The organism is Sterolibacterium denitrificans (assembly GCF_900174485.1).
GTDB lineage: Bacteria > Pseudomonadota > Gammaproteobacteria > Burkholderiales > Rhodocyclaceae > Sterolibacterium > Sterolibacterium denitrificans.
Genome location: NZ_LT837803.1, coordinates 1,376,958 through 1,389,219, shown reverse-complemented (window position 1 = coordinate 1,389,219; position 12,262 = coordinate 1,376,958). Strand labels below are relative to the sequence as shown.

The window sequence follows — 12,262 nt, the reverse complement described above, 5'->3', positions numbered from 1 at the left end:
ATGCCCGTATCCCCCTTCATACCAGGTATTCCCCAGCATTCCGAAGAATACAGAACATTTACTTCTTCCAAATTTTTAAAGAACTGTCTCAACCCTGTAAGGGGTGAGGGGTGAGGCCTCGGGCGCATGTCTCTGCACTCGATGCTGCACTCCTGACACCTCACGGCATTGGTGGAGGATGACGGGATCGAACCGACGACCCCCTGCTTGCAAAGCAGGTGCTCTCCCAGCTGAGCTAATCCCCCTTTGAATCCGCCATGCTTCGCCTGACGCATTCAATCCGGACCAACCAAACATCCACCAACCAAACACAGTACTTCAACTGCTTGATCGGCAATGATTCGATTGTCCGCCTTGACGCTTGGTGGGTCTGGATGGGTTCGAACCATCGACCCCCGCCTTATCAAGACGGTGCTCTGACCAGCTGAGCTACAGACCCGTTTGACAGCTTTCAACAACCGATAGGTTGTGGGTACTTGTGGTTTCTCTAGAAAGGAGGTGATCCAGCCGCACCTTCCGATACGGCTACCTTGTTACGACTTCACCCCAGTCATGAATCTCACCGTGGTAAGCGCCCCCCTTGCGGTTAGACTACCTACTTCTGGTGAAACCCACTCCCATGGTGTGACGGGCGGTGTGTACAAGACCCGGGAACGTATTCACCGCGGCATGCTGATCCGCGATTACTAGCGATTCCGACTTCACGCAGTCGAGTTGCAGACTGCGATCCGGACTACGATCGGCTTTCTGGGATTGGCTCCACCTCGCGGCTTGGCAACCCTCTGTACCGACCATTGTATGACGTGTGAAGCCCTACCCATAAGGGCCATGAGGACTTGACGTCATCCCCACCTTCCTCCGGCTTGTCACCGGCAGTCTCATTAGAGTGCCCAACCAAATGATGGCAACTAATGACAAGGGTTGCGCTCGTTGCGGGACTTAACCCAACATCTCACGACACGAGCTGACGACAGCCATGCAGCACCTGTGTCCAGGCTCCCTTTCGGGCACTCCCAAATCTCTCCGGGATTCCTGGCATGTCAAGGGTAGGTAAGGTTTTTCGCGTTGCATCGAATTAATCCACATCATCCACCGCTTGTGCGGGTCCCCGTCAATTCCTTTGAGTTTTAATCTTGCGACCGTACTCCCCAGGCGGTCAACTTCACGCGTTAGCTGCGGTACTAAGAAAGTCTCCTTCCCCAACACCTAGTTGACATCGTTTAGGGCGTGGACTACCAGGGTATCTAATCCTGTTTGCTCCCCACGCTTTCGTGCATGAGCGTCAGTGCTGGCCCAGGGGGCTGCCTTCGCCATCGGTGTTCCTCCACATCTCTACGCATTTCACTGCTACACGTGGAATTCCACCCCCCTCTGCCGCACTCTAGCTGTCCAGTCACAAACGCAGTTCCCAGGTTGAGCCCGGGGATTTCACATCTGTCTTAAACAACCACCTGCGCACGCTTTACGCCCAGTAATTCCGATTAACGCTCGCACCCTACGTATTACCGCGGCTGCTGGCACGTAGTTAGCCGGTGCTTCTTCTTCAGGTACCGTCAGTAAACCAGGGTATTAGCCCAGTCCGTTTCTTCCCTGCCGAAAGAGCTTTACAACCCGAAGGCCTTCTTCACTCACGCGGAATGGCTGGATCAGGGTTCCCCCCATTGTCCAAAATTCCCCACTGCTGCCTCCCGTAGGAGTCTGGGCCGTGTCTCAGTCCCAGTGTGGCTGGTCGTCCTCTCAGACCAGCTACTGATCGTCGCCTTGGTAGGCCTTTACCCCACCAACCAGCTAATCAGACATCGGCCGCTCCAATCGCGCGAGGTCGTCTCCGATCCCCCGCTTTCTCCCTCAGGTCGTATGCGGTATTAGCCACTCTTTCGAGTGGTTATCCCCCACGACTGGGTACGTTCCGATGTGTTACTCACCCGTTCGCCGCTCGCCGCCAGTCCGGTTACCCTTCCCGCGATGCCGCTCGACTTGCATGTGTAAAGCATTCCGCCAGCGTTCAATCTGAGCCAGGATCAAACTCTTCAGTTCAATTCCTGCGTCTTACTTACATACTTCTACTCAAAACGAATCTTCGGCCCGATAAACCATCTTTCAATAGCCCATCGGGTATTTCTTCGTATGAGCACTTGTCTCTTGATGCGATCAACGTAGCTTCAAGCCCAGACCAGTTTCCCGATCCGCCCAGGCGCCTTCGATCTCAGCACCCAAAACATCAACCACAACCCAACAAGTACCCACACCTATCGGTTGTCCAGTTTTTAAAGATCCTTCCACTTCCACCCCTAGTCGAAGTGGGCCGCCAATGACTGGCAGCAGGAAAAGGGAAATTATAGGCAGCACAAAAGCGCTTGTAAACCCCCTGCGCGAATTTTTTCTTGCATCAAGGGATATCCGGCATGATTTCAATGACCTGAAGCCGCCACGCCCCTCATGTACTGCCATAATCAGCGCATGTTTCATTCCCGAGCGGGTACATGCATGCTGATCGACCATCCCCTGCCAGATACCGACGCCTGGGTATTGTCGCTTGCCGGCGCGGAACTGCCCGTGCTCAGGCATACGGTCGAGGCCTTCGACAAGCTGCGCACGCAGGCGGAAAGCGTGAATGTACGTTCCTTGTCGGGCATCATCCTGCAGGACCCGCTGATGACGTTGCGTGTATTCGCGCATCTCGCCCAGCATCGCCGGAAAACACAATTGACCGACATCACGACCATCGAGCAGGGCTTGCTGATGATCGGCATCGGCCCGTTTTTTCACCATTTCGACAAGCTGCTGCGCGTTGAGGAACATCTGAAGAGTCGCCCCAAAGCCCTGCTTGGACTGCTCAAGACCGTCAATCGATCGCGCCGAGCCGCGCACTGGGCGCGTGACTGGGCAATACATCGCTATGACCTGAATGTCGATGAAATCACCTTGGCCGCGCTGCTGCACGATGTTGCCGATATTCTGATGTGGTGTTTTGCACCCGAACTCGCGTCGCGTGTCGAAGAACGCAAGTCCGCCGAGCCGCACATGCGCAGCGCAACCGCACAGGTTGAAACCTATGGCATCACCATGCTCGAATTGCAGCAGGCACTCGTGCGCTACTGGGGCTTGCCGCAACTCTTGACGATGCTGATGGACCACAGCAACGCGAATAATCCACGCGTCAGAACCGTCGCCCTCGCGGTCGATCTGGCACGCCACTCTGCCAATGGCTGGAACGACGCCGCGCTGCCGGACGATCTCAGAGCTATCCAGGAATTGCTGCGCATCAGCGATGACATGCTGCCGCAAAAACTGGGAGTCGATGCCGACCACATTCTCCCGCTGTTGGCCCCCTCGAATCCGGCGTGAGCATGGCAACGATTCCATCAGCGCAACCCGGTGCCCGAATGGCGCATGTGTCGCTGCTAGAATCAAATGCAACATGACTGAGCCCAACTCCGCCGCTTCCACTACCCGCTTTCCTTCCGCGAGACAATCTGGAATATCGCTGATGACATCGATCAAGAAGACCAGCCGTCCGGTGTATTCACGTCGCATGTCCGCGACGGAGCGTTTCTCTCTGGCGATCAATGAACTCTATCGCTACAACATCGTGGCGCTTGCCGAAGGCCGAGGCAGCATCACACGGAAGGAATTGCAGGCTGCCGTAGACATTGCGGCGAAAAAAAATCCGGGCGCTCGGGTGCGCCTGAAATCCTTTCTCGGCTTCGCGAAATGGGTTGACAGCGGCATTGCGCCGGTTGTCCATGAAATCCAGGTACCACACTGGGATTGCTTCAGCGAACGTGGTGCCGACTTCATGGAAACCTCGTTCGATGCATTGAATGGTGGTGCAGTCTGCGACCTGTACCTGATACCCGGTGAAACGACGCGCATCGTCGTCCGCGTGCTCCACGCGGCCATGGACGCGCGCGGATTGCAGCATTTCGTCAAGGATGTCTTTCGCATCCTGCGCGGAGAGCAGCCCATCGGCTCATCCTCGACGCTGACCGATACCGATGTTCGCCTCAAATTCCAGGACAAAATCCAGGGCAAGCAGGTCGAGATGGAATGCATGCCGATCCTGCAGCCAAGCGCCCATGAAGGAGAAACGCTGTCCTACGTCTGGCGGCGCGTCATCATCGACAAGAACATCGGCAACATGCTGCCGAAAATGGCCGTCTTTCTTGCGCAGTACGCACGCAAGCATGGCGAAGGCGAGGTCGGCTTCACGATTCCCGTTGACATGCGCGGCTTGCGTGAGGAGATCAATACCACGGCGAACATGACCGGCTACCTGCGCGTGAAGGTCGATCCGGATTCCACCGCCAAGAGCGTCATGCAGCAGATCAATCAAGGAATCAAGAGCTATCTCGATTGCATCATCCCGCCCATTTTCAAATGGGTGCCGTGGATTCCCCTGTCGATATTGGGCAAAGACATGCGCAAAAACGCCGACAAGCTGCTCTATGCCAAGAACAAGGTCATACCGAGTGGCGGCCTTGTTTCGATGGGCATGTTCAAGCCCGGAGACTACTCATGTCCGCAATTCAACGCAACGACCTGCATCGGCATTCCCGGATCGGTCGGCAAAATGAACGTCGTCATCATGAACCACTCGGATCATACCGAGGTGGTCTTCTCGACGCCGGCGGCCTTCAACAAGGATGGACAGCTCGACAGGCTCATCGAGGAATTCCAGCAGTCCATGAGCGCCTGAGTCACGCCGGGATCTGGCAAGAAGGAAAGAAAGCACCTCAGCGACAGCGGCAATGGTAGATGATCGTCCGCGTCGGCACAGCCGCGTGAGGCAATGACCAACTGCGCGCCACCATGCGCGTGTCGATGGCTTCGACCTGCGAGAAACCCGCCTCGATCAAATCCGCTGCGACATCCTGACGGGTGCGCTCGTCGTAAGCGAAGGGCGGCGGCGGATTGGTCAAGCGATGACGCAGATCGCTCAGCCACTGACCGGGCCGGCTGCGCGGCGGTTCATCATCGATCGGAATGTAGTCGAACACGTATTCGCCGCCCTGGGCACGGATGAACTTGGCAATGTTTCGCCAGATCGCCATCTGCGCCTCGCGCTTGAAATACATCATGATGCCTTCGCTGATGACAAAGCTGGGCACGGCAGCGAAGGAGGAGAAATCCAGCCGCGTGATATCGCCTTCCAGCAGGGTGAAATTCGAGCGCGCCAGTATCGCGCGCCCCTCGGGAGTCGACTCGAGTTGCTCACGCTTCAGCGCCACCACTTCGGGAAGATCCAGCTCGAAATAGCGATAAGCCGTATCGGCGCTGACCATGCAGCCGCGCGGCGAAAACCCGGCAGCGATCTCAATCACCTGGCGGCAGGAAGAACGTCGGAGCAGCGCGTCGATGAGCGCATGTCGATGCAGCAGGTTGTGCTTCAGCGATATCTTCTGCGGATTCAGCAAGCGATACAGAAAAAGATAGGCATTGACCAAGCGGAAGATGCCCTTTGCTCCCGGCGGCAAGACGATGTCGGCACAAGGCAAGCCACCCCACTTCCAGGTTGCCGCCGTATAGAGGGCCGAATGTGGAATCCGTTGCCGGGTTTTCCCCATGATCTCCCGGCGCTGCCGGGTATTCACAGGAATTCATCCAATGCGCGGGTCATGGCCTCGGGCGCTTCAACCGGAATGAAGTGGCCGCATTCGAGAATCTGCAGGCGCGCGTGCGACATCACACGCGCCAACCGCTCGCCGGCGGCAAGGCAATCGGAGTTTCGGCCATACAGACACAGGACCGGCATCGTCAGACGACGCAGACGCTCATCCTCGATGTCTCCAGCGGCTGCCACATCCTGGCGCAGGCTGCTCTGCAGAAAAAGATATTCCATCCGTTCCTGCAAACGACTTGCGGAACGGTTGCCCTGTCGCAATTTTTGCTTGAGCGCTGCCGGGAACAGCCGATCCAGCGCCTCGCGACTATCCGCAGTAGACATGCTTGGATAAACATAACGATTCGCCGGCAATGGCGCATCGATCAACACCAGCTTGTCCACCGCATCGGGATGACGCAGCGCATAGTTCAGGGCGATCAGCGCCCCGTAACTGTGGCCGACCAGAATGACTTTCCGATCATCCCGCCCATTCCTTTCATGCTGGAAATGCTCAAGCAAGCCTTCCAGATCGGCGGTCATGGTTTCCAGATCATAGCCCGACGCGGCCAGATCGCTCTTGCCATGGCCGCGCTGATCGTAGAGCAGGACATTGAAGCGTGTTGCCAGCTTCGCCGCCGCAGTGAAATACCAGGTTGCAATGCTACCGAATACCAATCCGTGGCACATGACCAGCAAGGGACCGGAACCCAGTTGCTGACAATGCAGGGTGACGCCATTCGCACGCAACGACACCATGGGGCAGTCTTCAGTTCAGCACGGGAATGGCGGCAAGCTGTTCCTGCACGATATCGGCCGCCTGGCTTGCGCCGCCCAGCCGCTTGAAGGAGTCGGCCAGGCGTTGTGCATTGACGCGGAACTGCGGCTCGGCCAGCAGACGCTGTACCGTCTCGCGCGCCACCGTGACGGACACCTTGCCATAGCGCATGTAGAGGCCAGCGCCCGCATCGATCACCTGCTGGGCAATGACGGGTTGATCATCGCGAATCGGCGCGACGATCAACGGCAGCCCGAATGACAGGCTCTCGCACACCGTATTGTGGCCGGCGTGACACACGACCGCCGTCATCTGCGGCAGCAATGCCAACTGCGGCACGCGTGGCTGGATGATGAAATTATCCGGCGCCTTCTCGCGCAGAACTTCCGGGCCGACCATCACGACCTGCAACGGCAGTCCAGCCAGCGCTTCGATCAGCACCTCGAAGAAACGCAGGCCACGGTCACGCGAGACCGTTCCCAGTGAAACGAGAATTTTCTGTTGCCCGGGATCCAGGCGCGACCACGGAAAATCGACGGTCTGCGGCCGATGGGAAAAAGCCGGGCCGACGAAATGATAGTTGGCCGCATAGCATTCATGCTGGCTGCCGATAAGCTCGGGCGAGGAAAAGACGATCACGCCGTAAGGTGAAAAATCCGGCCGTTCGACAATCTCGCGCACGCCGTAAGCGACTTGCAACTCACGCAGCTGATCCATCAGCCAGCGCTCCACGACGTCGACATGCGACAGCTTGAGTATCGAGGCGCTGGTCGTCGCCAGCGACAACCAGGGCACGCCCATCTGACGAGCCACCAGTGCGCCGGCCAGCATCTGGTGGTCACACAGCATGAGATCCGGGCGGAAATCGCGGACGATCTGCTCGAGTGGCGCCAGTGATGCCCGCGCCAGCGGCAGGCAGAAATCCTCATACAGGAACTGGACGCTCGCCAGGCCACGCACCTTTTGCGACTTCTCCTGCAGGCTGGCCATGAAATCCGCGGCTATCGGCAGCGTGAAGACCGGCATCGCCTCCGGCAGCAGGTTGCCTGCCAGCGTGTCATGTACCGCCCAGTGCACCTCATGCCCACGCCGCTCCAGTTCAACTGCAACGGAAAGTGCCGGATTGACGTGTCCCGTTAGGGGCGGCACGGTAATGAGGATACGCGCCATTCGTTCAGGCCTGAAGATGCCCGTATACGAAATCTGCAAGATCCCCCACCGTCAGGGCGACGATCTGGTCAATCTTCATGCCCGAAAGCCATTCGATGAAGCCGATGTGCTTGCCATAGTGCTCCTGGATTTTCTCGGCAATGCCGACGAATTCGATACTTTCCAGTTCCAGATCGTCGTTGAAGCTGGTCTGTGCGTCGATGTCGAAATCAAGTATCCAGTCTTCATCCACTGCCCGACGAATGATGTCTATGACCTGCGCGAGTACCGCGTCCTTGCTTTCTGCCATTTTCAAATTGTCCATCCGATGATGTAGTCACCGATTCTACGCGTGATAACCCATTGTTCATTGACCTGCAGCTTTTGCCCGTCGATTTGCCGGACGCAAAACTGTTTCGGCCTTCCGCCCAAGCCGGCACCCGCCAATTTTGCCACAGCTTCCTTGCTCACCCAGAAACGGGCCACCCATTCATCACGCTCTGTTTTTGGAAGCAGCGCGATTTCCTCTGCCGTCATTGCCAGGCCGATGAACTCATCGCTGCGCATCTCGATTCTTTCGATATCCACCCCGACCGGCTTCTCATCCGTCTTTGCCAGCGCCAGCAAGTCTTTGTGGGCAATCGAGACGTGCAACTGCTCGGCAAATGTCGCATGCACATGCGGACTGATTAGCGGCTGACCCTGCGCATTATTACCGACTCTCAATTCCTTGGGGAAAATCTCGGTGCAGCCATGCTTGCGCCACAAATACTCACGCACGGCATCCTTCGCGGCAACCCGGCCATTCAGCCATTGCCTGCGCCGGCGCGGTGAAGTCCCTTCATACTCGGCCATCTCGGGACGGTTGAGGAAGCGTTTTGCCAGATAGTCGCGCACGATTGCCGTATCGTAACGATCGTGGAACAGCACCACGCCCGCATCCAGCACTTCGCAGACGAGCCTTTGCTGTATCTGTTTGGTCTGCAGGAAGAAATTGCGGTCCATCTGATAGCGCCGCGTCTGCCAGCCTTCCATGGTGATGACCACCTGGCCGTGCGCATTCACCAGGCGCTGATCGGTCACGCAACTGACGCCATCGATATGCCGCACCCAGATCTGACAATCGAATTCGCTGCCGATCCCGGGATCCGGACCATAAAAGCTGACCCGATCGACGCTGATGGGCATCGCCAGGCAGTCACGCTCCTGCTCCATCACCCAGTAGCCGGCGAGCTGTCCCATGTTGTCGAGCAATGCCCCCTTGCCGGCAGTCACCTTGAGGCGGCCGCAAATACCATTGTCGGCAATCGGCCCCAACTGCGTCACGCCCTGATAGGCGGGGCCGTGAAACATCCAGCGATCGGCATACAGACTGCGCGCATCGATCGCCGTTGCCCGCTGGTTTTCGAACTGCACCGTGCGTTTCTGCGAGCGCCGCTCGAACACGCCGCTGCGCTGCCCTTCAAAACGGCTGGATGGCGCAGGATAGTGCGTGTCGATCACCGCCTTGGCCTTCATGTAGCCCTCGATGCCGACCTCGATTTCCGGGTACTGCTTCATCTCCAGATGAATATCGATATCGGTCGGCTTATCCACCACCAGCCAGTTGAAGGCATGGACTTCCCTGAAGCGGATCACCACGAAACCCGGCAGACTGGCTTCGATGGCATCGCGAATCAGCATGATTTCCATGGTCAGCGGCACCACCGGATGACGGTCGGCCAGCACAGGCCAACCCGGGCGCTGCGGATACAGCTCATGGTCCGCCACGTAGGGAATATTCGTGTCGATGTCGAGACGCTGACGCACGATCCGCTTGAAAGGCGCGGCAGGCACTTCCGTCGCGGCCGCCGTCACGGGGGGCTGGGGCATCATGCCGGTGACGGGCTCTGGTGTCTTGCGACGCATCTGCCACAGCGACTGAATCTCGGTCGCTGCCTGCTGGATGCTCAGCATGGTCTGGTTGTACAAAGCCTGCAGCGGATCGTTGCCGTCCTGCGGCAAAACCGCGCCCTGTACGGCCGGCACGCCCTGCCCGGACAAGGGCCGGTCGAGTTTGACCAGCGGCACGCCAAGCCGCAGCTTGATCGCGCTGGGCGAAGGCGAGGCAGCCGCTGCCGCACGTGCACCCTCGAATCCCAGCAGCGTCGTATCGATGTCCGCACCCTCTACCCAGAGTGCCGCAAGCAGGTGGATCAACTGTTCCATGCCGCTGCGCTTGGCGACGTTGGCGCTGATGGCCAGATGGCGACGATGCTTCAGGATGTCTTCGACGAAACCGACCAGGCTGCCGGTGCCCACCTGGATGAAGGCGCGGAAACCGTCGGCATACATGTTCTCGATCAACTGGCGGAAGCGCACCGGCTGCACCAGGTGCTCGAGCGCAAGCGTCTTCTTGTCCGTCATCGAGGCGGGAAACAGGCTGCAGGAAGTTGCCGACCACACTGGAATATCCGGCTCACGCAGCTCGGTCTCGACATAGAAGTCGCGATACTGCTGCATGTGCGCGGCAAACATCGGCGAATGAAAGCCCGAGACGAACGGTAGCTTCTGACTCAGCACGTTCTTGTCCAGCAGCCGCCGGGCGGCGGTTTCTACCGCGGCCTGCCTGCCGCAGAGGATGACCTGGTGCGGACAATTGTCATGTGAAACACAAATATCCTCCAGGCCCTCAAGTGCCGCCTGCGCCGCCTCGATACCACAGGCAGCGGCCAGAAAGATCACGTCCGGCACCTGCAATGTCGTCGGATCCTGCTCGAGCACGCCCATCACGGCATCGACACGCTCCTGGGTCAGCATGCCGCCTGCCGCCATGGCGGAAAACTCGCCGATGCTGTGCCCGGCCAGCCCGTCCGGCTCGATGCGCAGGCGCCTGAGGACATTGAACATCAGGTGATTGAAACTGTTCAGCCCCAGCACGACGTGCGGCAGATCGACGGCAGGATCGGCCGCGCTACAGAACTCGGACAAAGGCAGATGGAAATGAGCCGCCACATCTGCCGCGCGCGGCTCGAACGCGCTGTCGACGCCGGGGAAGACAAACGCCAGCTTGCCGCCGCTGCCGATCAGACAGTCCGGCGAAAAATAAATCTGATTGCGTCCATGCCAAGCCTGGCCCTTGTCGACCACCTTGAGGGCAAGTTCGATGCGTTTCTCATTGGGTTCAATGATGGCCAGTCGCCAGCTACCCGCGCCGGACTGCGCATCCCATCGTTGTTGCTGCAGGCGCGCGAGCAATTCCTCGCGGCTGTCGGCCGCAAGGGTCACCACCCTGGGCAAGACGGATGGTTCAGATGGTTCGGAGGCTTCCGCCGCGCAAGGCGGCCGGTATCGACTCAGCACCACATGGGCATTGATGCCGCCGAAGCCAAAGGCATTCACGGCGGCGATACGCCGCGTATCCTGTTGCGGCCACGGCTCCCTTTTGCCCAGCACGCGGAAACGTGTCGCAGCAAGCAGCTCGTGCGGCTGCTCGCAATGCAGGGTCGGCGGCAGCACACCGTGGTACACCGCCAGCGCCGCCTTGATGACGCCAGCCACGCCCGCTGCCGGCATGGTATGGCCGATCATCGATTTCACCGAACCCAGCACCGGCCGCAGCACGCCCTCATCCGCCCCCGGTTGCCAGGCGCCGAAAAACGCCTGCACCGTCTGCAGCTCCGCCTGGTCGCCGGCAGGCGTTCCCGTACCATGCGCCTCCAGCAGGCCCAGTCGATCACGCTGCAGATCCGTCTGCTGCCAGGCACGCTGCAGCGCCAGCAATTGTCCAGTCACCGAAGGCGCCATCAGGCTGCTGCTGCGCCCGTCGCTGGCCGAGGCAACACCATTGATCAGGGCATAAATCCGGTCGCCATCACGCTCGGCATCGGCCTGGCGCTTGAGCACCAGCATGCCGATGCCCTCGCCTGCCAGGATGCCGTCCGCAGCGGCGGAAAACGGCCGGACGACCTGGCTGCGCGACAGGGCGCCGAGCTGGCAGAAAGTCGCCCAGAAAGTCAGGTCATGCGTGAAGTGCAGGCCACCGGCCAGCATCATGTCGGTCTGCCGGACGCGCAGCGACTCGCAGGCCTGCTCGATGGCCAGCAGCGAACTGGCGCAGGCGGCATCCACCGTATAGGCTGGGCCCTGCAGATCCAGCCGATTGGCCAGACGCGAGGCGACCAGATTCGGGATCATGCCGATGGCCACGTCCGGCCCGTAATAATCGAGCTTGCTTCTGATCTGCTCGCGCACCGCCTGCAGTTGTTCCTCGGCCAGAGCGGGAAACAGCTCCTGCAGAGTTTGCAGGAGCTGCTGCACCAGCCGCACATGCTGCTCCAGACGCAGCGTGCCGGCACTCAGATAGTTGCCGCGGCCGATGATGACGCCGCAACGCTCGCGTGGAAACTCACGGCTGGCATAGCCGGCATCTTCCAGTGCCTCGATGCCGACCCGCAGACTCAGCAGTTGATCGGGATCGGCCGAAGCGGCCGCCCTGGGCATGACGCCATATTTGAGCGGATCGAAATCGACGTAGTCATCGACGAAACCGCCGCGGCGGCAATAGAAGCGATCGACTTCGCCGGAATCGGGATCGTAGAATAGCGAGGCCCAGCGCTGTTCCGGCACCTCGCTGATGGCATCGACGCCATTGACGATGTTGTCCCAGTAGCGCTGCAGATTCGGCGCGCCGGGAAAGATGCACGCCATGCCGATGATGGCGATCGGCTCGCTGGGCGGCTGGGCGGTCACAG

7 protein-coding genes, 2 tRNA genes and 1 rRNA gene are annotated in these 12,262 nt (G+C 59.2%); 2 read left to right on the top strand and 8 right to left on the bottom strand.

Annotated elements, in window-relative coordinates:
* Nucleotides 1-169: 169 nt before the first annotated feature.
* The 3 genes from SDENCHOL_RS06350 to SDENCHOL_RS06340 all read right to left on the bottom strand — a co-directional run bounded on the left by SDENCHOL_RS06350 (nt 170) and on the right by SDENCHOL_RS06340 (nt 2,037).
* Nucleotides 170-245 (bottom strand) — tRNA-Ala (locus SDENCHOL_RS06350).
* A 117-nt stretch (nt 246-362) separates the two neighbouring features.
* A tRNA-Ile gene (locus tag SDENCHOL_RS06345) sits at nt 363-439 on the bottom strand.
* A gap of 52 nt (nt 440-491) precedes the next feature.
* Nucleotides 492-2,037, bottom strand: a 16S ribosomal RNA gene (locus SDENCHOL_RS06340).
* Nucleotides 2,038-2,487: 450 nt separating this feature from the next.
* Between SDENCHOL_RS06340 and SDENCHOL_RS06335 the strand changes: the two genes are divergently transcribed.
* Both SDENCHOL_RS06335 and SDENCHOL_RS06330 read left to right on the top strand, forming a co-directional pair.
* A complete protein-coding gene (locus SDENCHOL_RS06335; protein ID WP_172955013.1) occupies nt 2,488-3,348 on the top strand; it encodes an HDOD domain-containing protein in 861 nt (286 codons plus the stop codon).
* A 142-nt stretch (nt 3,349-3,490) separates the two neighbouring features.
* On the top strand, nt 3,491-4,699 hold the full coding sequence (locus SDENCHOL_RS06330; RefSeq protein WP_154716468.1) for a hypothetical protein: 1,209 nt from the start codon (nt 3,491-3,493) through the stop codon (nt 4,697-4,699).
* 37 nt (nt 4,700-4,736) lie between these two features.
* Here SDENCHOL_RS06330 and SDENCHOL_RS06325 read toward each other — a convergent pair whose 3' ends face one another.
* Genes SDENCHOL_RS06325 through SDENCHOL_RS06305 form a run of 5 tightly spaced genes read right to left on the bottom strand, consistent with a single transcriptional unit; the run spans nt 4,737 to nt 12,260 of the window.
* The gene (locus SDENCHOL_RS06325) at nt 4,737-5,594 is read right to left on the bottom strand and encodes a class I SAM-dependent methyltransferase (RefSeq protein ID WP_231912924.1); all 858 of its coding nucleotides are present in this window, start codon (nt 5,592-5,594) and stop codon (nt 4,737-4,739) included.
* Complete coding sequence (locus SDENCHOL_RS06320; protein ID WP_154716466.1) at nt 5,591-6,361, bottom strand: alpha/beta fold hydrolase; 771 nt, start codon at nt 6,359-6,361, stop codon at nt 5,591-5,593. The genes SDENCHOL_RS06325 and SDENCHOL_RS06320 overlap by 4 nt, the downstream gene beginning before the upstream one ends.
* 10 nt (nt 6,362-6,371) lie before the next feature.
* Nucleotides 6,372-7,550, bottom strand: coding sequence for a glycosyltransferase (locus tag SDENCHOL_RS06315; protein ID WP_154716465.1), 1,179 nt, complete (start codon nt 7,548-7,550; stop codon nt 6,372-6,374).
* Between the two features lie 4 nt (nt 7,551-7,554).
* Nucleotides 7,555-7,839 (bottom strand): acyl carrier protein, encoded by a 285-nt coding sequence (locus SDENCHOL_RS06310; RefSeq protein ID WP_154716464.1) that lies wholly within the window; start codon nt 7,837-7,839, stop codon nt 7,555-7,557.
* Nucleotides 7,840-7,841: 2 nt separating this feature from the next.
* The gene (locus tag SDENCHOL_RS06305) at nt 7,842-12,260 is read right to left on the bottom strand and encodes a beta-ketoacyl synthase N-terminal-like domain-containing protein (protein WP_154716463.1); all 4,419 of its coding nucleotides are present in this window, start codon (nt 12,258-12,260) and stop codon (nt 7,842-7,844) included.
* Nucleotides 12,261-12,262: the final 2 nt, after the last annotated feature.

What these genes read in the sequence shown, in the direction of transcription:
- SDENCHOL_RS06335 (WP_172955013.1), top strand. Translation starts at nt 2,488, where the DNA reads ATGCTGATCGACCATCCCCTGCCAGATACCGACGCCTGGGTATTGTCG.
- SDENCHOL_RS06330 (WP_154716468.1), top strand. Translation starts at nt 3,491, where the DNA reads ATGACATCGATCAAGAAGACCAGCCGTCCGGTGTATTCACGTCGCATG.
- SDENCHOL_RS06320 (WP_154716466.1), bottom strand. Translation starts at nt 6,361, where the DNA reads ATGGTGTCGTTGCGTGCGAATGGCGTCACCCTGCATTGTCAGCAACTG.
- SDENCHOL_RS06315 (WP_154716465.1), bottom strand. Translation starts at nt 7,550, where the DNA reads ATGGCGCGTATCCTCATTACCGTGCCGCCCCTAACGGGACACGTCAAT.
- SDENCHOL_RS06310 (WP_154716464.1), bottom strand. Translation starts at nt 7,839, where the DNA reads ATGGCAGAAAGCAAGGACGCGGTACTCGCGCAGGTCATAGACATCATT.